The sequence below is a fragment of the Brevibacterium salitolerans genome (assembly GCF_039531405.1).
GTDB lineage: Bacteria > Actinomycetota > Actinomycetes > Actinomycetales > Brevibacteriaceae > Brevibacterium > Brevibacterium salitolerans.
Genome location: NZ_BAAAPZ010000006.1, coordinates 150,876 through 175,916 on the forward strand (window position 1 = coordinate 150,876; position 25,041 = coordinate 175,916).

At 69.4% G+C, this 25,041-nt stretch carries 21 protein-coding genes; 14 read left to right on the forward strand and 7 right to left on the reverse strand.

Going from position 1 to position 25,041, the window contains the following annotated elements:
- Nucleotides 1–233 precede the first annotated feature (233 nt).
- From fbaA to ABD240_RS08780, 12 genes are all read left to right on the forward strand, one after another.
- Nucleotides 234–1,256, forward strand: coding sequence for a class II fructose-bisphosphate aldolase (gene fbaA, locus ABD240_RS08725; protein ID WP_291793556.1), 1,023 nt, complete (start codon nucleotides 234–236; stop codon nucleotides 1,254–1,256).
- Between the two features lie 283 nt (nucleotides 1,257–1,539).
- Nucleotides 1,540–2,112 (forward strand): acyltransferase family protein, encoded by a 573-nt coding sequence (locus tag ABD240_RS08730; RefSeq protein ID WP_344336896.1) that lies wholly within the window; start codon nucleotides 1,540–1,542, stop codon nucleotides 2,110–2,112.
- Between the two features lie 9 nt (nucleotides 2,113–2,121).
- Complete coding sequence (locus ABD240_RS08735; protein ID WP_344336897.1) at nucleotides 2,122–2,559, forward strand: hypothetical protein; 438 nt, start codon at nucleotides 2,122–2,124, stop codon at nucleotides 2,557–2,559.
- 27 nt (nucleotides 2,560–2,586) lie between these two features.
- Complete coding sequence (locus tag ABD240_RS08740) at nucleotides 2,587–3,135, forward strand: arsenate reductase/protein-tyrosine-phosphatase family protein (protein ID WP_291793550.1); 549 nt, start codon at nucleotides 2,587–2,589, stop codon at nucleotides 3,133–3,135.
- Nucleotides 3,136–3,228: 93 nt separating this feature from the next.
- Nucleotides 3,229–4,515, forward strand: coding sequence for an adenylosuccinate synthase (locus ABD240_RS08745; RefSeq protein ID WP_344336898.1), 1,287 nt, complete (start codon nucleotides 3,229–3,231; stop codon nucleotides 4,513–4,515).
- A 62-nt stretch (nucleotides 4,516–4,577) separates the two neighbouring features.
- On the forward strand, nucleotides 4,578–5,792 hold the full coding sequence (locus tag ABD240_RS08750) for an MFS transporter (RefSeq protein WP_291798337.1): 1,215 nt from the start codon (nucleotides 4,578–4,580) through the stop codon (nucleotides 5,790–5,792).
- A 148-nt stretch (nucleotides 5,793–5,940) separates the two neighbouring features.
- Nucleotides 5,941–6,753, forward strand: a complete 813-nt coding sequence (locus ABD240_RS08755) for a glycosyltransferase (protein WP_291798334.1) — start codon at nucleotides 5,941–5,943, stop codon at nucleotides 6,751–6,753.
- Nucleotides 6,750–7,802, forward strand: a complete 1,053-nt coding sequence (locus ABD240_RS08760) for a glycosyltransferase (RefSeq protein WP_291798331.1) — start codon at nucleotides 6,750–6,752, stop codon at nucleotides 7,800–7,802. Before ABD240_RS08755 ends, ABD240_RS08760 begins: the two co-directional genes overlap by 4 nt.
- A gap of 25 nt (nucleotides 7,803–7,827) precedes the next feature.
- Nucleotides 7,828–9,147, forward strand: coding sequence for an oligosaccharide flippase family protein (locus ABD240_RS08765; protein WP_291798329.1), 1,320 nt, complete (start codon nucleotides 7,828–7,830; stop codon nucleotides 9,145–9,147).
- A 14-nt stretch (nucleotides 9,148–9,161) separates the two neighbouring features.
- Entirely contained in the window at nucleotides 9,162–10,301 is a 1,140-nt protein-coding gene (locus tag ABD240_RS08770; protein WP_344336899.1) for a glycosyltransferase, read from the forward strand.
- 21 nt (nucleotides 10,302–10,322) lie between these two features.
- Nucleotides 10,323–11,465, forward strand: a complete 1,143-nt coding sequence (locus ABD240_RS08775; protein ID WP_344336900.1) for a glycosyltransferase family 4 protein — start codon at nucleotides 10,323–10,325, stop codon at nucleotides 11,463–11,465.
- Nucleotides 11,462–12,634: a glycosyltransferase family 4 protein gene (locus ABD240_RS08780; RefSeq protein WP_344336901.1), complete on the forward strand. Its 1,173-nt coding sequence runs from the start codon at nucleotides 11,462–11,464 to the stop codon at nucleotides 12,632–12,634. The genes ABD240_RS08775 and ABD240_RS08780 overlap by 4 nt, the downstream gene beginning before the upstream one ends.
- Here ABD240_RS08780 and ABD240_RS08785 read toward each other — a convergent pair.
- The 3 genes from ABD240_RS08785 to rfbA form a co-directional block, all read right to left on the reverse strand.
- A complete protein-coding gene (locus ABD240_RS08785) occupies nucleotides 12,561–13,943 on the reverse strand; it encodes a hypothetical protein (protein ID WP_344336902.1) in 1,383 nt (460 codons plus the stop codon). The genes ABD240_RS08780 and ABD240_RS08785 overlap by 74 nt on opposite strands.
- Nucleotides 13,944–14,004: 61 nt before the next feature.
- Nucleotides 14,005–15,171, reverse strand: a complete 1,167-nt coding sequence (locus ABD240_RS08790) for a nucleotidyltransferase family protein (protein ID WP_291798315.1) — start codon at nucleotides 15,169–15,171, stop codon at nucleotides 14,005–14,007.
- A 14-nt stretch (nucleotides 15,172–15,185) separates the two neighbouring features.
- The gene (rfbA, locus tag ABD240_RS08795; RefSeq protein ID WP_291798312.1) at nucleotides 15,186–16,049 is read right to left on the reverse strand and encodes a glucose-1-phosphate thymidylyltransferase RfbA; all 864 of its coding nucleotides are present in this window, start codon (nucleotides 16,047–16,049) and stop codon (nucleotides 15,186–15,188) included.
- Between the two features lie 117 nt (nucleotides 16,050–16,166).
- On the opposite strand from rfbA, the gene rfbB reads away from it, so the two are divergent.
- Nucleotides 16,167–17,168 (forward strand): dTDP-glucose 4,6-dehydratase, encoded by a 1,002-nt coding sequence (rfbB, locus tag ABD240_RS08800; protein ID WP_291798310.1) that lies wholly within the window; start codon nucleotides 16,167–16,169, stop codon nucleotides 17,166–17,168.
- Nucleotides 17,169–17,170: 2 nt separating this feature from the next.
- Nucleotides 17,171–18,568 carry a sugar nucleotide-binding protein gene (locus ABD240_RS08805; RefSeq protein ID WP_344336948.1) on the forward strand — a complete coding sequence of 466 codons (1,398 nt, stop codon included), beginning with the start codon at nucleotides 17,171–17,173 and terminating at the stop codon, nucleotides 18,566–18,568.
- Between the two features lie 3 nt (nucleotides 18,569–18,571).
- Here ABD240_RS08805 and ABD240_RS08810 read toward each other — a convergent pair whose 3' ends face one another.
- From ABD240_RS08810 to purL, 4 genes are all read right to left on the reverse strand, one after another.
- A complete protein-coding gene (locus ABD240_RS08810; RefSeq protein WP_344336903.1) occupies nucleotides 18,572–19,174 on the reverse strand; it encodes an arsenate reductase/protein-tyrosine-phosphatase family protein in 603 nt (200 codons plus the stop codon).
- Entirely contained in the window at nucleotides 19,171–20,661 is a 1,491-nt protein-coding gene (locus tag ABD240_RS08815; protein ID WP_344336904.1) for a tyrosine-protein kinase domain-containing protein, read from the reverse strand. Before ABD240_RS08815 ends, ABD240_RS08810 begins: the two co-directional genes overlap by 4 nt.
- A 104-nt stretch (nucleotides 20,662–20,765) precedes the next feature.
- The gene (locus ABD240_RS08820) at nucleotides 20,766–22,076 is read right to left on the reverse strand and encodes a UDP-glucose dehydrogenase family protein (protein WP_291798294.1); all 1,311 of its coding nucleotides are present in this window, start codon (nucleotides 22,074–22,076) and stop codon (nucleotides 20,766–20,768) included.
- 231 nt (nucleotides 22,077–22,307) lie between these two features.
- A complete protein-coding gene (purL, locus tag ABD240_RS08825) occupies nucleotides 22,308–24,704 on the reverse strand; it encodes a phosphoribosylformylglycinamidine synthase subunit PurL (protein WP_344336905.1) in 2,397 nt (798 codons plus the stop codon).
- Nucleotides 24,705–25,041 lie beyond the last annotated feature (337 nt).

The window sequence follows — 25,041 nt, forward strand, 5'->3', positions numbered from 1 at the left end:
GCTGTCCGGTTCCCGGGCGGCGGCCTCGGCTTCGGGGCAGGCGGGCCGATGGGAGTGACCCGGTGCCTTCCGCCGTTGCGTCTGAGCACCGCTGTGGGACGTGTCCCGGAACCCTCTCTCCGGTTCCGGGACACGTCCCACGCGCATGTCCCGTGACTGGTGCAAACCTCCGGCGGGTGAAAACATGGGGGCGAGGACTTCCCCGAACCGGTTCCCCTATGCAAGGAGATGCCATGCCCGTCGCCTCCCCCGAGGTCTACTCCCAGCTCATCGACAACGCGAAGGCCAAGGGCTTCGCCTATCCGGCCGTGAACTGCACGTCCTCGCAGACGATCAACGCGGCGATCCGCGGGTTCGCGGAGGCGGAGTCGGACGGCATCATCCAGATCTCCACCGGCGGCTCCGAGTACCTCTCCGGTCCCACGGTCAAGGACCAGGTGCGGGGTGCGGTGGCGTTCGCGGTGTTCGCCCAGGAGGTCGCCAAGTCCTACGACGTGAACATCGTGCTCCACACGGACCACGCCCCCAAGGACAAGGTGGAGTCCTGGGTGAAGCCGCTGCTCGCGCTCTCGCAGGAGCGGGTGGACCGCGGTGAGGACCCGCTGTTCGGCTCCCACATGTGGGACGGTTCCGCGGTGCCCCTGGAGGAGAACCTGCGGATCGCGGAGGAGCTCCTCGAGCTCTCCACCGCCGCCCGGACGCTGCTCGAGGTGGAGATCGGCGTGGTGGGCGGCGAGGAGGACGGCGTGGAGAACGAGATCAACGATCAGCTCTACACCACGGTGGAGGACGCCCGCGCCACGGTGCAGGCGCTGGGCTCCGGCGAGAAGGGCCGCTACCTCACGGCCCTCACGTTCGGCAACGTGCACGGCGTGTACAAGCCGGGCAACGTGAAGCTGCGGCCGGAGCTCCTGGGGGAGATCCAGGAGACCATCGGCGCGGAGGTGGGCAAGGACAAGCCGTTCGACCTCGTGTTCCACGGCGGCTCCGGGTCCACGCCGGAGGAGATCGCCACGGCCGTGCGGCACGGCGTGGTGAAGATGAACATCGACACGGACACGCAGTACGCCTTCACGCGTCCGGCCGCGGACCACATGTTCAGGAACTACGACGGCGTCCTCAAGCTGGACGGCGAGGTGGGCAACAAGAAGCTCTACGATCCGCGCGCCTGGGGCAAGGCCGCCGAGGCCGGCATGGCCGCGCGCATCGTGCAGGCCTGCGAGAACCTGGGCTCCGCGGGCAATCGCATGAAGTGACCGTGCAGTGACTGGGGGAGGGGCCTGTCCCCTCTGCGCAGACGGGAGCAGCCGCCGTGGCTGCTCCCGTCTGTCTTTTCGCCGTGTTCCGGTGCGTACGGCGGCCGATCCGCAGACGGGAACGGCTCCCCGTCGTGCTGCCGTCTGTTCGGGGTCCGCGAATTGTCACCGAAAGCAACAATTCGCTTTCAGGTAGTATGCGGGAGGCTGACATGCCCTTCTGATTCTCAGGAGAGTTGTGGGTCGGGCACGCAGTCGGCGGAGCGGGACAGGGTGATGGGACATGGAGGGCCGGTCTTCCTCATTGGATCTGGTGCGGTTCCTCGCGCTGACGCTCGTCGTCGCCGGGCATGTCTGGACCGACAAGCCGCTGAGCGGGTACGTCGCCGTGTTCTTCGTGGTCACCGGCTACCTCTGGAAGCCCGGGCGAGGAGTCGTCGACGAGGCCCGCCACAAGTGGCGGACGCTCATCCGCCCCTACATCGCGTGGGGAGTGCCTCTGCTGTGCGTGCTCGTCGCAACCCTGCTCCTGAGCTCCGCGCCCCTCGCGATCGTGGTGAAGACCGCGGCTGTGACGCTGTGGGGAGGTGCCAAGGCGACGGAGCCATTCACCGCCTACTGGTTCCTCACCGCGATGTTCTTCGCCTGCATCCTCCTGCGCCTGATCGACAGAATGCGGGGCTGGTTCCCCCTCGTCCTGGTCCTCGTGCTCTCCGTCGCCGGATCGATCGTGTTCGGCGAGTACACGGACCTCCTGCCGCTGGGCTTCGGCAATGCGCTCTGGGCACTGCAGTTCCTCATCACCGGTCGTCTGCTGCAGGCGGTCGCTCCCGTCACCATGACGGCGCGCACCTGAGGCCTCGCCGTGCTGCCGGCGGCGCTCGCGCTGGGAGGGGGCCTCCTTCTGCTGCTGACCGGAAGGGCGGAGCCGATGGTGCTCAAGGCGGGATACCACGGCACCCCGGTGCTCAGCTTCCTGGCCGTCGTCGCGGTGTCCTGCGGTGCGCTCGTGCTCACGCAGGCTGTCGAACCTCTGATGCCCGCTTTCGTCCTGCGCGCGGCATCTGTCCTGGTCTTCACCAGCACCCCGGTGCTGCTGATCCACGGAGCCGTGATCTGGGCGCTGAAGCATCAGATGAGCGGGTGGGCACTCTTCGCCGCGGCCTACGCGATCCCGATCTGCATCGGTCTGGTGCTCCTCGGCGTGTCGGGCAGGGTGCGGGCGTGGCTCATGCCGGGCACCCAGGGGTGGCGGCGTTCCACCGGCCGGACCGGAACCGCGGCCTCCGGCTCTCCTACGTGAGCCGTCGTCTCCGTGTACTGTCGCCCCATGAACAGCGCAGCGCCTTCCGTGTCAGGCCGGGTTCTCATGATCTGCACGGGCAACATCTGCCGCTCGCCGTATGCGGAGCACAGGCTTCGCGCTGTCCTGGGCGCTGGCAGCGCGGTGGCGAGCGCGGGCACACACGGGCTGCGGGGATGGCCCGCTGACGAGGGATCGGAGGAGGTCGCACAGCAGCGCGGCTTCTCCTGCGCGGGCCACAGCGCCAGGCAGGTGACGGCGGAGATGATCGCGGAGGCGGAGCTGGTGCTCGGGATGGGGCCGGACCATCGCGACTTCTGCACCGAGCTGGCGCCGGACGCGGCCGGCCGGATCTTCACCCTGCACGAGCTGGCGGAGCTTCTCCGCTCCGAAGCTGCCGGCGGAGTCTCGCTCGGCGCAGTGCTCGCCTCTGCACACGCCGCCCGGGAGAGCCTGTCCCGTGCGGCGCGGATGCGGAAGGTCGCAGACCCCTTCGGCCAGCTCAGCAGCGCGTTCGAGCGCATGGCCGACGACATCGAGGACCAGCTGGAGGCGATCCTCCCCGTCCTCCGATAGGCGAGGCCGAGGCGGCATGAAACAATGGCGTGGGCCTCGGCCGGGGTCCGTGCTCGTGTCTGCGCGTATGCGCGCGGGAAGAAGGAGAGAGCCATGCCAGCGATCGTGGTCGTCGGGGCCCAGTGGGGCGATGAGGGCAAGGGCAAGACCACCGACATCCTCGGCACCCGTGTCGACTACGTGGTGAAGCCCAACGGCGGCAACAACGCCGGGCACACCGTGGTGGTGGGCGGTGAGAAGTACGAGCTCAAGCTCCTTCCCGCCGGCATCCTCTCGCCCAATGCCACCCCGGTGATCGGCAACGGCGTGGTGGTGAACCTCGAAGCGCTCTTCGAGGAGATCGACATGCTGGAGTCCCGCGGTGCGGATACCTCGAAGCTGCGCATCTCCGCGAACGCCCACCTGGTGGTGCCCTACCACCAGGTGCTGGACAAGGTCACGGAGCGGTTCCTGGGCAAGCGCGCCATCGGCACCACGGGGCGCGGGATCGGCCCTGCGTACGCGGACAAGGTGGGCCGTCTGGGCATCCGTGTCCAGGACATCTTCGACGAGTCGATCCTCCGGCAGAAGATCGAGGGCGCGCTCACGCAGAAGAACGAGCTCCTGGTGAAGGTCTACAACCGCAGGGCCGTCGAGGTCGATGAGATCGTCGAGGGGCTGCTCTCCTACGCGGACCGGCTGCGCCCCTACGTCGCGGACACGGCGCTCCTGCTGAACGAGGCGCTGGACCGGGGTGAGCTCGTCGTCATGGAGGGCGGTCAGGCCACCATGCTGGACGTGGACCACGGCACGTACCCGTTCGTCACGTCCTCCAACCCCACGGCGGGCGGGGCGTGTGTGGGCTCCGGGGTGGGCCCCACGCGCATCACCCGGTCCGTGGGCATCGTGAAGGCGTACACCACGCGGGTGGGCTCGGGGCCGTTCCCCACGGAGCTGTTCGACGACATGGGCGTCTACCTCCAGACCCAGGGCGGCGAGTACGGCGTGAACACCGGCCGCCCCCGTCGCTGCGGGTGGTACGACTCCGTCATCGCGAGGTACGCCTCGCGGGTCAACGGCTTCACCGACTACGTCCTCACCAAGCTCGACGTGCTCTCCGACCTGGAGGAGATCCCCGTCTGCGTCGCCTACGACGTGGACGGGGGGCGCGTGGAGGAGATGCCTCTCACGCAGTCGGACTTCCACCACGCGACGCCCATCTACGAGACGTTCCCGGGCTGGCAGGAGGACATCACCGGCGTCCGCACCTTCGAGGACCTGCCGGTGAACGCGCAGAACTACATCCTGGCGCTCGAGAGGCTCTCCGGCACCCGCATGTCGGTCATCGGCGTGGGTCCCGATCGCGAGCAGTCGATCGTGCGGCACGACCTGATCGACTGAGGCGGTATGGAGGGCGTGGCTGCAGACGGCAGCGCAGGAAGCACTGAGGAGGCGACCGCCCTGTGAGGGGCGGCAGCTCCTGGCTCTGGCCGCTGGTGCTGGCGGCCGTGCTCACGCAGACGGGACTCAACCTGTTCCGTCCCGTCACGTCGTACAAGCTGCTGGACCTCGGCGCCGCTCCGGCGCTCATCGGCGTGGTCACCGCGGCGTACGCGATCCTGCCTCTGGTGATCGCACTGCCGCTCGGCCGCCTCACGGACCGCACTCTGCGTCTGCGCCACATCATGGGGGCGGGGGCGCTTCTGCTCGCCGCCGGCGGTGCGCTGCAGGCCGCGACCGAGAGCATCGCATTCGTGTTCGCGGCGAACGCGGTGCTGGGCCTCGGGCACCTGCTCTTCACCATCGCGGGACAGACCGCGATCGCCAGGTTCTCACCCCCGGAGGCGCTCGACCGGGGCTTCGGCTACTTCACGGCGGCGTTCTCCGCGGGGCAGCTGCTGGGGCCGCTGCTCGCCGGCGCCGTGCTGGGACGGCAGGCGCATGCGGACCAGATCGCACTGGCGCTGTGGCTGGGCGCCGGTGCGGCGCTGCTCGCCGTCCCGCTGCTCGCCGCCGCGGGCCGGGCCCGAGGCCGTGGCGAGGAGGCGACGACTCCCGGCGCTGCGGATGCGAGGGAGGCTGCGACCGACACGGCGGGCGCGGTGCGGCCCACAGCCCTGGGCGTGCTCGGAAGGCCCGGCGTGGGTTCGCAGATCTTCGCGAGCCTCACCCTGCTCGTCATGATCGACGTCCTCACCGCGTATTTGCCTCTGGTGGCGGAGCAGGCGGGGGTCGCACCGGCCGTCGTCGGCGTGCTCCTGGCCGGTCGCAGCATCGCCTCCATCGCCTCGCGGATGCTGCTGCCGCCGCTCACCCGTCGCTTCGACCGGAGCCGTTTGGTGAGCGTCTCGACGCTGGGAGCCGGCGTCGCCCTGGTCTTCCCACCGCTGCTGATCGGCAGTCCGTGGGCCGCCGGAGCGCTGATGGTGCTGGGCGGCTTCCTCCTCGGGCTGGGCCAGCCTCTGACCATGTCGCTCATCACGCAGGCGGTCCCCGCGTCCTGGCGAGGGACCGCGCTGGCCACGCGGCTCATGGGGAATCGGCTGGGTCAGGTGGCATTCCCCGCCGCGGCGGGGCTGCTGGCCGCTCCGCTGGGTGCCGCCGGCCCCATCTGGTTCTCGTGCGGCATGCTCGTGCTCTCCGGAGCGGAGATGTCCGTGCGCAGGAGGCCGAGGTGAGGCTGCCCGGCGACGCGAGGACGGCGGGCCGCCTCCGGCGGAGTGGACCGGGAGGTGCGAAAGGCGTGTCTATACTGTACGAGGTACGTATTCATCCGATGAAGGATACGCATCGGAGCAGTCGAGATCGCAGGTGGAGGAGCGCAGGGTGAACGTATCCGGCAGTCGGCTTCACGCTCCTCTGTGGACCCTCATCACCGTCACCTACAACAGCGCGGACAAGCTGCGCGAGTACTGGGGCGGCTTCGCGTCCGATGACACGGTCGAGTGGATCGTGGTGGACAATGCCTCCACGGACGGGACCGCGGACCTCGCGCGTTCCTTCGGCGCGCAGGTGGTCCGGTTGGAGGAGAATCGCGGGTTCGGTGCGGCGAACAATGTGGGCTTCGCCGCAGCGCGAGGAGAGTATGTCGCGTTCGTGAATCCGGACATCGCCGTGGACGTCGCGACACTCCCCGTGCTCGAGCGCCTGCTCGGCGATCGGCACCTGCTCGTGTCGCCGCAGCTCGTGAATGACGACGGATCGCGGCAGCCCAACGGGCGGGGGTGGCCGTATCTGACCGACAAGGTCCTCAACCGTCTGGCGCCGGCGAAGGTGCAGGGACGCTACCGCCTCTTCGCAGGGGATGCGCAGGAGCTCACGCCGGTCGTCTGGCTGACCGGGGCCGCCGTGGCCGGCCGGAAGGAGACATTCAGCCGGTTGGACGGGCCCTGGGACGATCACTTCTTCCTCTACTACGAGGACACCGACCTGGCTCTGCGGGCCCGTCGCGCGGGCATCCCCAGCGCAGTGACCTCTCGGGTGGTCTGGACGCACGGATGGGCCCGTGAGACGGCGGGGCGGTTCCGTCTGGCTCCGTGGCGACGGGAGATCGCCTCCCTGCTCAAGTTCTACGCCCGGTATCCCTACCTTCTCGGGCCCGCTCTCCACCCGAGGTCGAAGCGAGGAACATTCGGATGAAGGTGCTCGTCGACGCGCTCGCGGCCACGAAGTTCTCCGGTGGGATGCGTCTGCACGCGGCGGAGCTCATCCGCGCCTGGTCGGAGGCGTTCCCGGAGGACGAACTGGTGGTCGCCGGCGGCTCGTCCCTGCATGAGGCGGTGGCGGACTGCTCCGGCGTCAGCGGCCTGCGCTGGCCCAACGAGCGCATACTGACCCGGGCTCCGGGGCAGGTGCTCGCCACGCCGGTCATGCGAGCGATCACGCGCGCAGACTGCTGCGTCTCCCTGAGCCCGATCGTCTCGCCCCTGTTCCGCCGCACACCGGCCTTCTGCTTCCAGCACGACTGGCGGCACCTCCGGCGGCCCGCGGAGTTCGGCGCGGTCCAGAAGGCGTACCGCAGGCTGTGGGAGGTCTCGGCCAGGCACGCCGATCTGAACATCTGCATCTCCGCCAAAACGGAGGCCGAGACCCGGGAGGTGGTGCCCGGCGCGCGGACGCTGGTGGTGGAGAACGGGCGTGACCATGCCCGGCGCTGGCGGATCACGCCGGCTCAGCCGTCACCCTCCACCGTCGTGACCTTCGGGCATCACAATAACAAGCGGCCGGAGCTGGTCATCGACGCGCTGGCCCGGTTGGGGCCGGAGGGCGAGAGCGTGACTGCGACCGTGCTCGGAGCCAGGGGCTCCTATGGGGAGGAGCTCCGGGCACGGGCCGTCGCCCTGGGACTCGGAGACCGCGTCCGCCTGCCGGGTTTCGTGACGGATGACGAGTATCAGCAGCTCATCGCCACGGCGTCGTGCATCGTGCTCGCATCCTCCGACGAGGGATTCGGCCTGCCGCTCGCAGAGGCGCAGTACTTCGGCATTCCCGGTGTGACGGCTTCCGACAGCGGGATCGAGGCGATCTTCGAGGACGCGATCGTCGCCGCTCCCGAGGCAGCGGCGATGGCCGCAGCGATCACCGAGGCGCTGGCGCGGCCCCGCGGCAGCGTGGGCGAGGGTCTCTGGCGGTGGGCCGATGCGGCCGCTGCCGTGCGCGGGGCCCTCCTGAACGCTCTGCAGAGGTGAGCGGGTGGCCAGCCTCACCAGACACGTGAGCATCACGATGCTCGGCAATGCGGTGGTCCCTCTCGCGGCGTTCTTCACCGCTCCGATCCTTGCGCAGACCTTGGGCGTCGAGGGACGCGGCGCTGTCGGAGCGGCCGTCGCCCCCTTCACCCTCGGACTCTCGCTGTTCACGATGGGTCTGCCGGAGGCCCTGACCTACTACGTCTCCCGCGGGGTACGGCCCATCGGTGCGATGCTGCTGCGCGCCTCGGTCGCCGTGCTCGTGATCGGGCTGCTGGCGGCCGCCGGCTTCGTCCTGCTCGCCGATGTGCTGGCGAACGGTTCCGAGGTGGTGGCCTCCCTCATCCCCGTCGCCGTCGCCATGCTGGTGCCCGCGCTCCTGCTCTCGCTGGTGCGCGGCGTCGCGCAGGGGCTGGACGCCTGGGGCCTCGTCGCCTGGGAGAGGACGATCGGGGCGGTCGCCCGGCTGGTGCTGGCGGTGTGCCTGGCGGCCACCGGTCAGCTCACGGTGTTCACGGCGACCCTTCTGATGTCGGCGACGACGCTGCTGGGGGTGTTCGCCTATCTTCCGGTCATCGCCAGAGCACGTCGCGACGCCGATGCCCATCGCTTACGCGAGGCCGCAGGGAAGGACGGCGCAGGCGTCCCGCAGGGGAGAGGGGGGCCGCGCAGCCCACGCGGGCTTCTCGGCTACGGAAGCCGCGTGTGGTTCGGCGCGATCGCGGGGATCCTGCTCTCACGCGTCGACCAGCTCCTGCTGCTGCCCCTGTCCGATGTGCGCGAGGTCGGGCTCTACGTCGTCGCCGTGCAGGTGGGCGACCTGGTTCTCGTATTCAACAACGCGATCCGAGACGTGATGTTCCGTGCGGAGTCGGCCGATCCTCAGGCTGCGCGACTGGCAGGCGCCTCACGGATATCCACGATGCTCACCGCGGCCACCGCGCTGGGGGTGGGGGTGGTGAGCATCTGGATGCTGCCGGTGCTCTTCGGCGAGGAGTTCTCCGCGGCTCTGCCGGTGCTCGTCATCCTGCTGGTCGGCACCGTGCTCGGCAATCCGGGATCCGTCGCGGGAGTGGGACTGAGCTCGCGCGGGCGGCCCGGTCTGCGGAGCTGGTCGCTGCTGATCGCCTGCATCAGCAGCGTCTCGGTGCTCTTCGTGCTGGCGCCTCCGCTCGGCGCGGTCGGAGCGGCGATCGCCACGCTCGTGGGCAATGTCGTCGCCGGCGGGCTGAACCTCGTCTGGCTGCAGAAGCACTTCTCCATCCCCAGCCGTGACTTCCTCCGGATCGGCATGCAGGATCTCGCAGCGGCGAGAGAGCAGATCCGAAAGGTCGTTCCGGGATGAACGGGAGGACGGGCATGGCCGGGACGGTTGCCGTGTGGAAGCGCTCCTGGCTTCCTGCGTCCGAGACGTTCGTGCGCAACCAGCAGGATGCGCTCAGCGAGTGGACGCCCGTCTCCCTCGGTCTGGTGGGGGAGCCCTCCCCGCTGGCCCGGGAGACCGATGTCCTCCTCCTGCGCCGTGCCCGCTTCAGGCGCCTCTGGCTCCGGCTCGCGAGTCTCATCGGCTGGTCCTGGCACCTGGAGAGGTATCTCCGGGCGAATCGGCCCGATGTCCTCCACGCGCACTTCGTCCCCGAAGCCGTGGTCGCCTCCCGCGCCTGCGCGCGTGCGGGAGTGCCTCTCGTCGTGACGGTGCACGGCCACGACGTGACGGCGGCGCCGCGCACGCCCGGCCTGCGCGGCATCCGCTACCGTCGCCGTGCGCGTCGGATGCTTCGCAGAGCGGCGCGTGTCGTCGCGGTGTCGGAATTCACGGCGCGCAAGGCGGTAGAGCTGGGTGCCGCCCCCGACAGTGTCGTCGTGCAGCCGATAGGCATCCCTCTTCCCGACGATCGCCCGCCTTCGCGCCTTGAGCCCGAATGGGACGTGGTCTTCGTCGGGCGCCTGGTCGAGGTGAAGGGGGTGCAGGACCTCGTGGCCGCGGTCGGCACGCTCGCCGCCCAGGGGAGGCCGGTGCGCGTCGCCGTGGTCGGAGACGGTCCGCTGCGAGGGGAGCTGGAACGGCAGGCCGCGGAATCGGCGGCCGAGATCGAATTCCTCGGTCGGCTCTCCCCTGCGGATGTCCGCAGTGTGCTCAGGCGCTCCCGCATCTTCTGCGCACCGTCGAGGACCGCACCGGACGGCGCCGCGGAGGGATTCGGGATGGTCTATCTCGAAGCGGCCGCGGAGGGCCTGCCGGTCGTGGCCTATGCCCACGGCGGTGTGCCGGAGGCGGTGGCGGACGGGAGGACCGGCCTGCTGGCCGCTGAAGGGGACCGCGCAGGACTCACTGCGCACATCGGCGCGCTTCTCGAGGACGAGGGACGGGCGAGAGAGCTCGGGGAGGCTGGCCGTGCCAGGATCGAGAGGGAATTCGATGTGCGGACGCGGACCCGGGGCCTCGAACAGATCTACGCCGCGGTGTGTGCGCAGCCGCGTGACCACGGACGCAAGTAGACCAGGGAGGGCGGTCAGCAGGTGAGGGAGACAGTGGAGCGTGCCTCGGCACCGGCGAGGATCGCGATCGACGCGCGCATCCTCTCGAAGTCGACGGGTACGTACGCGAGGATGCTGCTGAAGCATCTGCAGGAGATCGACTCCTACAACGAGTACACCGTTCTCCTCCGTGCGGAGGATCTGGGCAGATGGAAGCCCCACGCGCCCAACTTCTCCGTCGAGAAGGCGGAGTACGCGGATTTCAGCTTCGCGGAGCAGTGGGCCTTCTGGCGGCACCTCAGGCGCAGGAGGTTCGACCTCGTGCACTTCTGCATGCAGCAGCAGCCCATCCTCTACCGAGGCGCCAAGGTCACCACGTTTCACGATCTCACCCTGCTCCGCACGGTGGACACGTCCAAGAATCCCGTGGTCTTCCGGGCGAAGCGGCTGGTGGCGCGAGCCGCATTCTGGATCGCTCTGCGGACGGCCACACAGGTCATCACCCCGAGCCGGTTCTCCGCAGAGGACGCGCGGCGCTATGCGAAGCTTCCGGCGGGCAGGCTCACCGTCACTCCGCTCGCTGCGGAGATCGAGACCACGGAACCTGAGGCCAGGGAGCTTCCGTTCAGGGAGTACGCACTGTACGTGGGGAACTTCTTCGACTACAAGAACATTGATCGCCTGATCCAGGCTCACCAGCTCCTGCGCGGACGCGGGAGCGACCTGGGGCTGGTGCTGGTGGGACGGCTGGATGCCGCAGGCATGCGGCTCAAGGAGAGATCCGAGCGACGAGGGGACGAAGCGGTGGAGTTCACCGGATTCATCAGCGACGCGGAGAGGGACTGGCTCTACGAGAATGCGGCGGTCTACGTCTTCCCCTCGCTGAGCGAGGGCTTCGGCCTGCCCGGGCTGGAAGCCATGAACTACGGCGTGCCTGTCGCGGCTGCGGATGCGACCTGCCTGCCGGAGGTCTATCAGGACGCCGCGCACTACTTCGACCCCACCTCGGTGCCTGCGATGGCGGAGGCGATCGCCGAGGTGGTGGGTTCCGAGGAGCTCTCGGCCCGCCTGCGTGAGAACGCGGCCGCTCTGCTGCAGACGTACTCCTGGAGGACGACCGCAGAGCTCACCCACTCCGTGTACGAGAGCGCTCTGCGCTCTGCGGCGGGACGCGGGCCGGCATGAGCACGGGTCCCGGTGACGAGGAGAACGGCGCACCGCGGTCAGGAACCGCTGCTGCGCCGCCGGTGCTGATCGTCGACCACTCGAGCGCCACCGGCGGCGGACAGCTCTCGATGGCGCGATATCTGCAGTGGTCCCGGCGACGGTGCGAGGTGGAGCTTCTCGTCTTCGAGGGCGGGTACCTCGCCGAGGCCGCCGAGGAGGCAGGCGTGCGCACGACGGTGCTGAGCGCTCCGGCGGGGCCGATGCGACGCCTCGTGATCCTGCGGGAGCTGCGCCGCTTCCTGCGCCGCCGGCCGCGCTCCGTCGTCGTCGCCAACAGTCTCAACGCCGCACTGAGCCTGGGCATGGCGGCTCCGCGGGGCCACCACCTCGTGGACTATCTGCGCCAGGAGGCGATGCCGGCGGGACTGAGCCGGCTGCGGGGGAGATTCCTCGAGAAGACCGGGTACGTCCGCTTTGCGGAGTTCATCGCGAACAGCCGATGGACCGCGGGGACGCTTCCGGACGCGGTGGCGCGGCGCCGTCCCACGGCGATCGCCTACCCCGTCTCCGGCATCGGCCAGGTCGAGGCTCTCAACGACGCGGTGGTGGGGCGACCCGGGCGGCTCTCGGTGCTCTCCCTCAGCCGTCTGAGTCCCTGGAAGGGGATCCACCTCCTCATCGAAGCGGTGCGCATCCTGGAGGCAGAAGGAGTCCCCGAGACGTTCGAGGTGACGATCGCCGGGGGCGATCACTTCGGGGAACCCGAATACGGCGCAACGCTGAGGGAGCGGGCGGAAGGTCTCAGGACCCCGATCCGCTTTCTCGGCCATGTCGACGACGTGCGGTCGCTGCTCGCGGACCACGAGGTGCTCGTCTGCCCCTCGGTCACCCCGGAGCCCTTCGGGCAGGTCAACGTCCAGGGCATGGCGAGCGGTCTGGTCACAGTGGCCTCCGATCAGGGCGGAGCGGCGGAGATCATCGAATCCGGGCGGAGCGGCTTCCTGTTCGAGCCGGACAGCCCGGAGGCTCTCGCCGCCGTGCTGCTGAGGCTGGTGCGGAGCCCCGGGGAGCTCAGCCGGGTGCGGGCGGCCGGTCTCGAACGCGCCCGCAGGTTCACCGACGATCGGACGCTGCCGGCGCTCGACGCCCTGCTGCTGCGGATGCAGAGGACCGCGGGGACGGGCTGAGCCGCGGCTCGGAGGTGTCCGTCGGCTGCGGCTCCTCGGGTGCGGAGCCGTCGTCCGTGCGCGCCTTCCTCCCGTCCCCGGAGAACTCGATCGTCCCCAGGGCCGCGGCCATCCACGCGAGCATGTACTCGGAGGCGGAGCCTGAGGCGAAGGAGCCGGAGAACACCGTGGAGGCCAGGAAGAGGAGGACGACGACCGCCGCGGTGAAGCGGTGGGTGCCCTTCGACCCCAGCACGCTGAGGACGAGGACGGCGAAGACCGCGGCGAGGGCGAGGGCGGTCAGGAGCGAATACCCGGTCGCGAAGATGAAGAACCCGTTCTCGAGGCTGGAGCCGAGGACCCCCGAGGCGAGGAGGTCGCTGACCGGGTAGGGGGAGACGACGAAGTCCCCCAAGTGGGAGAAGAACCAGTCGATGGCCTGGAGGCGGAGTTCCGTGGAGACGCCGTCATCTTCCACCTTGTCCGAGAGTGTCGCGGACAGTTCGCTTCTCACCAGGCTGAAGATGAGGGCGCCCACGGGCACGGCGAGAATGAGGAGCGCCATGTTCCGGCGCGCCGTGTTTGCGCGCATCTCCCTGCCTGCGACGAAGACGGAGGCGAGGACGAGCAGTATCAGCCCTGCGCGTGAGGCGCTCGCGAGCACCGCGGCGAGGCTGAACACGATGACGCCCACCCAGAGGAGACGGCTCCTCAGCAGCGTGGTGAGCGGCAGGACCACGGCGAGGAACACCGCGAGCGGGATCCAGTGGCCGAACGTGGCGACCGGCTGCGTGATCTCGTGGTCGGTGCCCCACCACCACTGCTGCTGGTAGGCGGACTCCCAGACGTAGACCTCGCCGGTGAGGTACTGCGCCCCTGCGAGGCCGATGATGAGCGCCGTCAGGACGGCGAGGCCCCGCAGCAGGCTCCTCAGCGGCCCTGAGTCCCCGGTGAAGGAGAGAAGCGTGAGCACGTAGAGGAGGAACGGGCCGACTGCGATGTTGAGCACTCCGCCCAGGGACGTCCCGTGCCCCGTGGACCAGCGGATGAAGATCATGAGTGCGGAGAGGAGTGCGACGAGGCACAGCAGGAGAGGGCGGGAGTTCAGGACCTGGAGGAACCGCCGGGGAGAGCGCAGGAACTGCACGGCAGCGCCGGCTGCGACCATGAACAGCCCCGGATGGACCGGAAGGGGGACGACGGTGCCCACGGCGATGGACGGAACCAGCACGAAGTGAGCGATGGCGGCGAGGATCACGAAGTGCGGGCGGGAGGCGAAGACCACGCTGAATGCCACGGCGCCGACGACGGCGATGAGCAATGTCGTCACGTGGGCCTCGTCTCGCTGCGGCGGAGGTGCATCCTGCTCCGCTCATGGTAGCCGGGACCGTTCACCGCTTCACGTCCGTCGGGGGCGCGGACTTGCGGCCCAGAGCGGTGAGGACGACCTCCTGTGCGCCGCGATACAGCCTTCTGAGGCGCGCGCGTGCGACCGAGGTCTCCCGCACTCCGAGGTTCTCGGAGGAGGCCAGTGCCACGTCCGCCGAGGGCCAGATGAGGCGGAAGGCGATTCCCGGTCGTTCGCGGACCGGCATCTCTCGCAGCGCCGCCCAATAGGCGAGCGCCTTGTTAGGGCGGGTGCGGGGATACCAGTCCCGGGGCCGCCCGGCCGCCGATGTGTCCAGTCGTGCCTCCGGGAACGCAGAGGTGAGCGCTTCTTCCAGCGCGACCGTCGCGTCGAGGGCGGCGGAGGCCGTGAGGGTCTGCGGGCCGGCGGTGCGCAGCACCTCCGTCGCGGCCGGCACTGCCGCGGAGGAGACGACCTTGCCGATCGCGGGCCGGACGATGTGCAGGGCGGAGAGCACCGCATGCGCGGCGCGCTCGGGCGCCTGTGCGTCCACCCCCGCGAACTCCACGTGCTCTCCGCGCGCACACACGGCGGCGAATGCCTCCTCATCGGAGAGGGCGAGCCCCGGCAGGCGACGATGCAGATCGATCTCACACCCCCATCCCGCACGGGGCACCAGCGTGACCGAGTGGTTGATGACGGAGTGCTCCCAGACGTCGGCCATCGGCCCCCACCCCCACGGCTTCAGCAGCGAGGCCAGTTCGGTGAGCCGGTCCGGCGCGACCCACGCGTCGACATCGGCGGAATGTCTGCGGCTGCGCAGACCCTGTGCATGGAGGACGGGGCCCTTCACGAAGACGAGCGGGATGTCCCGGGCGGAGGCGAGAGAGGCCACGAGTGCGTAGACGAGCTCGTGGAGGGGCGAGGAGAGCCACGGCGCAGGGATCGAGGTCTGCCTGGCGGGATGGTGCAGATCGGTGGAGGCGAGACCGCTCTCGCACATCTCCTCGACGATCGTGCGTTCGTCCTCATCGAGGCCCGCTGCCTCCACCGGGTGCTCTGCGAGCCTCCGCCAGAGCGCCGCGCCTCCGGCCGGCAGAGCGAGCGGAACTCCGGGGACGGTGGGAGTGACGAGGATCTCCGCGTCGCCGAAGTCCGATCGAGCGGAGACGTCGAGCGCGCCGTAGGAGACGGCGATCCATGCGGTCATCGTGCCCCAGCCTCTCAGGCGGCCAGCAGACGTTCGAGGTACGCGCCGTATCCGCTCCTGCGGAGGGGTGCGGCGAGGTCGGCGAGCTCCCTGTCGGAGATCCAGCCGTTCCGCCACGCGATCTCCTCGATGCAGCCGATCTTGAATCCCTGGCGCTCCTCGATCACCCGGACGTACTCGGAGGCCTGCATCATGGACTCGACCGTTCCGGTGTCCAGCCACGCGGTGCCGCGGTCCAGCGGCTGCACGTGGAGGCGCCCGGCCTCCAGATAGCGCTCATTGATGCTCGAGATCTCGAGCTCGCCCCGCCTGCTGGGGCGCACGCCCCTGGCGATCTCGACGACGTCGGAGTCGTAGAAGTACAGGCCGGGAACGGCGTAGCTGCTCTTGGGCACCGCGGGCTTCTCCTCGATGGACACCGCTCGCATCTGTCCGTCGAACTCCACGACGCCGTAGGCCTGCGGGTTCGACACCTGATAGGCGAAGATCACCGAGCCCTCGGCGCAGGTGTGCTGCCTGAGGCTGCTGCCCAGGCCGGTGCCGTGGAAGATGTTGTCGCCCAGGACCAGCGCCGACCTCTCGCCGGCGATGAAGCTCTCGCCGATGAGGAACGCCTCCGCGAGACCGCGCGGTGCCTCCTGCGTCCGGTACTCGAGGCGCATGCCGAGCTGCTCGCCGTCGCCCAGCAGTCCGCGGAACTGCTCGCGGTGCTCCGGTGTGGTGATGACGAGGATCTCGCGGATGCCGGCCATCATGAGCGTCGACATCGGGTAGTAGACCATGGGCTTGTCGTAGACCGGCATCAGCTGCTTCGAGATGCCCCTGGTGATCGGCCAGAGGCGGGTTCCTGAGCCACCCGCGAGAATTATCCCCTTCACGAGTCCATCGTATGCCATATACGCCCCGTCTTTCGTATGTTTGCAGGTAGACTGGAGGGCGGTCCTGACGGCCGGCCGGCGCGGGGCCTGCGGTCTGCTCAGCGGCTGAAGGGCGATATGGGAAGCAGGATTCTGGTCACCGGGGGAGCCGGCTTCATCGGCTCCAACTTCGTGCATCATCTGGTGGCGCACACCGATGCGCACGTCACTGTGCTCGACAAGCTCACCTACGCGGGGAATGCCTCCTCCCTGGACGGCCTGCCGGTGGGGCGCGTGCGCCTCGTCCGCGGCGATGTCGCCGATGCCGGTCTGGTCGAGCAGCTCTTCCGGGAGACGGACGCGGTGGTGCACTATGCCGCAGAGTCGCACAACGACAACTCGCTGCAGGATCCGCGTCCGTTCCTCGACACGAACGTGATCGGCACTTACACGCTGCTCGAGGCCGCCAGACGTCACGATGTCCGCTATCACCACATCTCCACGGATGAGGTCTACGGCGATCTCGAGATCGACGATCCCGCGCGATTCACCGAGAGCACGCCCTACAATCCCTCGTCGCCCTACTCCGCCACGAAGGGGGCCTCGGATCTCCTGGTGAGGGCCTGGGTCCGTTCTTTCGGCGTCCGTGCCACGATCTCCAACTGCTCGAACAACTACGGCCCGCGGCAGCACGTGGAGAAGTTCATCCCCAGACAGATCACGAACCTGCTCGACGGACTGCGGCCCAAGCTGTACGGCGCCGGCGCGAACGTGCGGGACTGGATCCATGCGGAGGATCACTCCTCGGCCGTCCTGGCGATCCTGGAGCGCGGCCGGATCGGCGAGACCTACCTGATCGGGGCGGACGGAGAGCTGAGCAACCGGGACGTCCTCGCCCTGATACTCAGGAAGATGGGGATGCCCGAGGACGGCTTCGACCACGTCGCGGACAGGCCCGGCCACGATCGTCGCTACGCGATCGACTCGGCGAAGCTCCGGTCGGAGCTCGGGTGGACGCCGCAGTTCCGGGACTTCGAACGCGGTCTGGAGGAGACGATCGCCTGGTACCGGTCGAACGAGGACTGGTGGCGGCCGCAGAAGGCGAGGACGGAAGCGGACTACCGGAAGCGGGGCCAGTGACGATGGCGCCTCTGCCCCTCGCGGTGCGTGAGACCCCTGTCCCGGGCCTCCTCGTCGTCGACCTCCCGGTGCACGGTGACGCGCGCGGCTGGTTCAAGGAGAACTGGCAGCGGGCGAAGATGACGGCGCTCGGTCTGCCCGACTTCGCACCGGTGCAGAACAACGTCTCGTTCAACGCCGAACCGGGGACGACCCGAGGCATCCATGCGGAGCCCTGGGACAAGTTCGTCTCCGTCGCGTCCGGCAGGGTCTTCGGCGCATGGGTGGACCTGCGCGAGGGGCCGAGCTTCGGCCGCGTCTTCCACACCGAGATGGGGCCGGAGACCGCGGTCTTCGTCCCGCGGGGAGTCGGGAACGCCTTCCAGGCGCTCGACGAGGGCACCGCGTATTCGTACCTGGTGAATGACCACTGGAGCGAATCGGCACAGAGCGATTACACGTTCCTCAACCTCGCCGACGAGACCGTGGCCGTCCCCTGGCCCATCCCGCTCGAGCGGGCGGTGCTCTCCGAGAAGGACAGAGCGCATCCGCGGCTGGCCGAGGTGACTCCGATGCCTCCCAAGCAGACGCTGGTCCTGGGAGCGGGCGGTCAGCTCGGAAAGGCTCTCCGGTCCGTGTTCCCGAACGCGGACCATGCGGATCGTTCGCTCATCGACATCACCGACCGCCGCAGTCTCGAGCGCGTCGAGTGGACGAGGTACGCGACCGTCATCAACGCCGCCGCCTATACGAGGGTCGACGAGGCCGAGTCGGCCGAGGGCAGAGCCGCCGCCTGGGGAGTCAATGCCGCAGCCGTCGCCGATCTCGCGCGGATCGCGCGTGCCCATGCCCTCACGCTCGTACACGTCTCCAGTGACTATGTGTTCGACGGACGCCGTCCCGGCGCGTACACGGAGGACGCCGCCCTGTGTCCCCTGAGCGCATACGGCCAGAGCAAGGCAGCCGGCGACCTGGCCGCCGCCGCGGCCGGGCGGCACTACATCCTCCGCACCAGCTGGGTCGTGGGGGACGGCGCGAACTTTGTCCGCACCATGGCATCTCTCGCTGCGCGCGGTGTCGATCCCGAGGTGGTCTGCGACCAGCGGGGCCGTCTGACCTTCGCGGAGGATCTGGCCGCTGCCATCGCGCATCTGCTCGCTGTGCGTCCGGAATACGGCACGTACAACGTGACCTGCGGCGGGGAGCCGATGTCCTGGGCCGAGGTCGCCGCGCGGGTGTTCGGTCTCACCGGACACGATCCCGCGCGCGTGACCGGGGTGACGGCGGCAGAGTACTTCGCCGGCAAGCAGGCCGCGCCGCGCCCGGCCAACAGCGTGCTCGATCTGCAGAAGATCGAGCGGACCGGTTTCCGGCCGCGCCCTGCGCTTCGTGCGCTCGAGGTGTATCTCGCGGACCGCTGAGGATCAGGAGCGGTGCGGAAGGCTGCGCAGGGCGTCCGCGACGGTGGCGACGAGGCCGGCGATCTGCGCAGCCACCGCTGCGTGCACGTCCGGTGAGGCATCGATGGGATCGGGCACGTCGTCTGCGTCGGAGAGCCGCGCGGCGAAGCGGTTGCGTGCCGCGGCTTCCACGACCGGGCGGGCCTCCGGCACCCCCGCCGGTGCCGCCACACCCGTGCCGGTCTGCACGGCATGGGGAACCAGTGCGGCGAACTCGGCGAGAGTGAAGGTGCGCTGGGCGGCCCGCGGATAGCGTGAGATCAGATGATCCCTCTGCCCGCGGGTCATGGTGAGGAGGAGATCGGCGGTGTCGACCCGCACGTCGTCCAGCTGCTCACCCAGCAGGCCTTCCGGCTCCCCTCCGTGCGCTCGGAGCTGTGCGGCGGCCAGCGGGTCCATCGGAGCGCCGGTGACCGCGCGGAGACCGGCGCTGCCGAGCTCGTAGCGACGATCGCCGGCGAGGGATCGGCGGAGCAGCTGCTCCGCCAGCGGTGACCGGCAGATGTTGCCGGTGCAGACGGTCAGTATCCCCAGCGGCGGGGCCGGCCGATGCGCCCGGCGGCTCATCGTGACGCACGCATGGCACGACGGGTCTGGGGCGCGTCTCCGGCAGCGGCATGCCGGGGCGCGCCCTCTGCGGCAGCGGGCTGCTCCTGTGCCTTGCCGTAGTAGGCGCGGTATTGGTAGCCGTACCCGTCGGCCTTCGCTCCCTTCATGGGAACGCCGTTGAGGATGATTCCCAGAGCGCGGCCGTGGACCCTGTCCAGGCTCCGCAGCGCAGCCTTCAGGGCGTCATAGGTGGTCTTGCGGGCCCTCGCGATGATGATGGCGCCGTCGGTGCGGGCCGTCAGAATGGCGGCATCCGTCACCGGGAGGAGCGGCGGTGCGTCGATCAGCACCACTGCGTGGGCGGTGAGTTCGGTGATGAGTTCGTGGAGGACGTTGGAGCCGAGCAGTTCGCTGGGGTTCGGCGGCACCTTCCCCGCGCCGAGGACGAAGAGGTTGCCGGTGTCGCCCCACGGCTGCATGACGTCGCTCAGCTGGGCCTCCCCGATGAGCACGTCCGTGAGCCCGATGCCGGGGAGGAGGCCGAACGTCTTGGCGACCATCGGCCTGCGGAGGTCGCCGTCGATGACCACCACCCGGCGTCCGGAGGCCGCGATGGTGGCCGCGAGGTTGGCGGTGACAGTCGATTTGCCCTCTCCGGGGAGCGAACTCGTGACGACGATCGAGCGGGGAGGGTTGTCGATGTTCATGAACTGCAGGTTCGTCCGCAGCTCCCGGATCGCCTCCGCGACGGCATACTCGTCACTGCTGCGGGCGTCTCGGTCGTTGCCGCCGGAACTCGTGATGATCCGGTTTTCAGCGGTGAATCCCTGGTGCAGCGGGATGGTGCCGATCACGGCGTGATCCGTCTGGCTCTCCACCTCGGCCGTCGATCGGATGCGCCGGTCGAAGATGTTCCTGAGCAGCGCATAGCCGATCGCTGCGACCAGTCCTGCCAGCGCTCCGATCCCCACCGCGAGTTTGGTGTTCGGCGACGAGGGGGACGTGGGGAGCTTCGCGGAGTCGAGGGACTGGAAGGTGACGATCGACTGCTCGCCCTCCGTCGCGTTCGCGTTCTCCACTTCGGTGACCTGGTCGCCGATGGCTCCCACCCAGGCTTCGGCGAGATCGCGTGCGTTCTCCGGAGTGTCCGCCCTCGCGGACACGCGGATGGTCGCGGTGTCCGCCGGGTTCGTGACCGTGACCTGGCCGATGAGCGACTCCGGGCTCTCGGTCAGTCCGAGCTCCTGCACCACCGATTCCGCGACCGCGCGGGACTCCGCCAGGTCCAGGTAGGAGACGACACGTGATTTCGCATAGTTCTCACCGGCCATCGCAGTGCCCAGGTCGCTGCTGACGCCCGCGGACACGATGCCGCTCGCGTCAGCGGTGTACTCCTTGGGCTGGATGAGCGCCCACCCCAGCCCGAGTACGGCCCCAGCGCAGGTGATCGCGACCATGGCGAGCCAATGGGCGCGCACGATCTTCCAGTAGTCAGTGAGCTCCACGCTGGGGGTCTCCTCTTGCAGTGCCGACGATGCGGTTCGCTTTCATGCTAGCGGCGCGTTCCCACGAGTGCCGCATTGACCGATCTGCGGTCAGAAGCGGCCGTTCACGGCCGCCCCATGCCGGTGTAGGTCCAGCCGGCCGCGCGCCACTTCTCCTGATCCAGGCAGTTGCGCGCGTCGATCACGGCCCGGCCACGGGCGAGCGAGGCCGCGTGCTCGGGGGTGAGCTCGCGGCGGTATTCGTCCCACTCCGTGACGACCAGGACCGCCTCCGCGTCGCGGAGGGCATCGTCCAGGCTCTCCGCATAGGCGAGGTGCGGGTGCACTCGGCGGGCGTTCTCGAGCGCCTGGGGATCCGTGACGACCACATCCGCGCCCAGACCGTGCAGGCGCACGGCCACATCCAGCGCGGGCGAGTCCCTGACGTCGTCGCTGTGGGGTTTGAAGGCCGCCCCGAGCACGGCGACCTTCCTGCCGTGGGGTTCCCCGCCCAGGGCCTCGACCACCAGCTGCGCCGCCCGCTCGCGGCGCCGGAGGTTGATGGCGTCGACCTCGCGCAGGAAGCCCACGGACTCGCCGCGGCCCAGCTCCTCCGCACGCGCGGAGAACGCGCGGATGTCCTTGGGCAGGCAGCCTCCGCCGAACCCGATCCCGGCGCCCAGGAACTTCCGGCCGATCCTTTCGTCGTGGCCGATGGCATCTGCGAGCTGCGTGACGTCCGCGCCGGTGGCCTCCGCGATCTCCGCCATCGCGTTGATGAACGAGATCTTGGTGGCGAGGAACGCGTTCGCGGAGACCTTGACGAGTTCCGCGGTGGCGTAGTCCGTGACGAGGAAGGGGGTGCCCTTCGCGACGGCGGGGTGGAACACCTCTCGCAGGACCTGCGCGGCGTCCGCGCCCGCCCGGCCCGCCGGGACCCCGACCACCAGGCGGTCCGGGTCGACGGTGTCCTTCACGGCCCAGCCCTCGCGGAGGAACTCGGGGTTCCAGACCAGCGTGGCACCGGTGGGCTCGACGCGTTCGGCGAGTTCAGCCGCAGTGCCGACCGGGACGGTCGACTTGCCCGCGACGACGTCTCCGGGGCGGAGGTGGGGGAGGAGTGCACCCACGGCCGCATGCACGTAGGTGAGGTCCGCGGCGTAGCCGTCGGCCTGCTGCGGTGTGCCCACACCTATGAAATGGACCGCTGCGCCGGTGGCGGCCGAGATGTCCGTGGTGAAGGTGAGGCGGCCGGAGGCGATCCCCTCGGAGAGGATGTCCTGGAGCCCGGGCTCGAAGAACGGCGCCTCGCCGCGTGAGAGCGAGGAGACCTTCTGCTCGTCGACGTCCACGCCGACGACTTCGTGACCGATCGAGGCCATCGCCGCGGCATGGACGGCACCCAGGTAGCCGCAGCCGATCACACTCAGACGCATTCTCACTCCTCGCAGACGAACGACGGACGGCGGGACACCGAAGGGCCGTCGGGATGCGCGGGGCACCGCCCGGCGACCGTTCCATTCTAGAGTCATTCTCCGGCCGTGCCCGCACCGCTGAGGCTAACAGGGCCGGGGTGCGCTCCGGTGTGTGCAGAGCGCGGACGGACGAGGCCGGGCGGGTGCGCACGGCACCGGCCCGGCCTCGGCGGCGGTCAGGTCCTCAGCAGGTCAGCTCTGCGCCTCCACCAGGGACTCTCCGCCGAAGTGCGCGGGCATCGTCCCCTCGTGCGCCTGCCGCAGCTCGTCGAGGCCGAGCGTGAACTCGTCCACGATTTCCAGCTGCTCACCCGCGGCGTCCGTCATGCCGATGCGCACGAACGGGAATCCGCGCGCGGTGCACATGTCCGAGAAGCGCACCTCCTCGCTGCGGGGGACCGCCACGATCGCGCGCGCCGTGGACTCGGAGAACAGTGCGGTGAAGGCATCCACGCCGTCGCGCTCCTGGAGCGCCGTGAGCCACACGCGTGCGCCCACGCCCCAGCGCAGGGTGCTCTCCACGAGCGCCTGCGCGAGCCCGCCCTCGGAGAGGTCGTGCGCGGCGTCGATCATGCCGTCCCGGGAGGCGTTGATGAGGATGTCCGCGAGCTCCTTCTCCGCCTCGGGCCTGTACCGCGGAGGCACACCGCCCAGGTGATCGTGCGCGGTCTGCGCCCAGGCGGAACCGTCCAGCTCCGCCTCCGTGGTGCCCAGCAGGTAGATCGTCTGGCCGGACTCGCGCCAGCCGGACGGCGTGGCGCGGGTGACGTCGTCGAACACCCCCATGACGCCCACCACCGGTGTGGGATGGATGGCGGTGCCGCCCGTCTGGTTGTACATGGAGACGTTGCCGCCGGTGACGGGCACGGAGAAGTCCACGCACGCCTCCGCGAGGCCCTCCACCGTCTGCGCGAACTGCCACATGATCTCCGGGTCCTCCGGGGAGCCGAAGTTCAGGCAGTCCGTGACGGCCAGGGGGCGCGCGCCGCTCGTGGCGACGTTGCGGTAGGACTCCGCGAGCGCCAGCTTGGCGCCCTGCGCGGGGTCCAGGTAGCAGTAGCGGCCGTTGGCGTCCGTGGCCAGGGCGATGCCGCGGCCGGTCTGCTCGTCGACGCGGATGACGCCGGCGTCGTCCGGGAACGCCAGTGCGGTGTTGCCCTGCACGTAGCGGTCGTACTGCTGGGTGATCCACTGCTTCGAGCAGAGGTTGGGGGAGGCGGCCACGTCCAGGACGGTCTGCCGGAGCTCCTCGGCCGTCTGCGGCGTGGCGAGTCCTGCGGCCTCCACCGTGTTGGCCTGTGTGGACTCCGTCCAGGAGGCCTTCTGCATGGGCCGTTCGTAGACCGGGCCGTCGTGGGCGACGGAGCGCGGCGGGACGTCGACGATCACGTCGCCGTGCCACTCGATGACGAGGCGACCGGTGTCCGTCACCTCGCCCAGGACGCTCGTCTCCACCTCCCACTTGTTCACGATGGCCAGGAACTCGTCCAGCTTCTCCGGCCGCACCACGGCCATCATGCGCTCCTGCGACTCGGACATGAGGATCTCCTCCGGGGTGAGGGAGGGATCGCGCAGCAGCACGTCGTCCAGCGCGATGTGCATGCCGCCGTCGCCGTTGGAGGCCAGCTCCGAGGTGGCGCAGCTGATGCCGGCCGCGCCCAGGTCCTGGATGCCCTCGACGGTGCCGGCGCCGAACAGCTCCAGGCAGCACTCGATGAGCACCTTCTCCGCGAACGGGTCGCCCACCTGCACGGAGGGACGCTTGGAGGGCTTCGCGTCGTCGAAGGACTCCGAGGCCAGGATGGAGGCGCCGCCGATCCCGTCGCCGCCCGTGCGCGCACCGAAGAGCACGACCTTGTTGCCTGCGCCCGAGGCGTTGGCCAGGCGGATGTCCTCGTGCTTCATCACGCCCACGGCGAGGGCGTTGACCAGCGGGTTGCCCTGGTAGACGGCGTCGAAGACCGTCTCGCCGCCCACATTGGGCAGGCCGAGGCTGTTGCCGTAGCCGGCGATGCCGGAGACCACGCCGTGCACCACGCGCGCCGTGTCCGGGTCGTCGATCGCACCGAACCGCAGCTGGTCCATGACCGCGACCGGGCGTGCGCCCATCGAGATGATGTCGCGGACGATCCCGCCCACACCGGTGGCCGCACCCTGGTAGGGCTCCACATAGCTGGGGTGGTTGTGGCTCTCCACCTTGAAGGTCACGGCCCAGCCGTCGCCGATGTCCACCACGCCCGCGTTCTCGCCGATCCCCACGAGCAGGTTCTTCCGCATCTCCTCCGTGACGTTCTCGCCGAACTTCTTGAGGTGCACCTTGGAGGACTTGTAGGAGCAGTGCTCCGACCACATGACGGAGTACATGGCGAGCTCCGCGGAGGTGGGGCGGCGGCCCAGCACCTCGCGGATGCGCAGGTACTCGTCGTGTTTGAGGCCCAGCTCCGCATACGGCTGCTCGACCTCCGGGTTCGCGGCGGCGAACTCGACCGTCTCCTTCACCCTCTTCGAGGTGTCCTGCGTGAGGTCCCGTGGCGAGGTCTGCTGCTCCGCGGCATTGCCTGCGGCCCCGGCCGGCTGCGTGTTCGTCATGATCCTGGAGGTGGTCCTTTCCTGAAGACGGCGCCATGAGCATCCTACCGTCGTGGGAACGCCGCCCGGCGCCTGTTCGAAGGCTGTCCGGCGGCGCAGGAGCCGGGGGCCTGCGCACGTCTACCACTGGGCCCCTGTGAATGGAAGTGGTGCACATCACCCCCTCGGGGGCGGCGTTCGCTTCAGCTGCGGTCGCATCGACCCTGCGCCTCTCCGATGCGGAAGAGGTGGCATGAGTTCATGCGGCGCTGTGGGTTCTCCCAGGGGACTCCTGGAATGGAGCTGAAGGGGTTCTGTATGTGAAGCCTTCATTAGGGTAGCTTTCCCTAACACATGC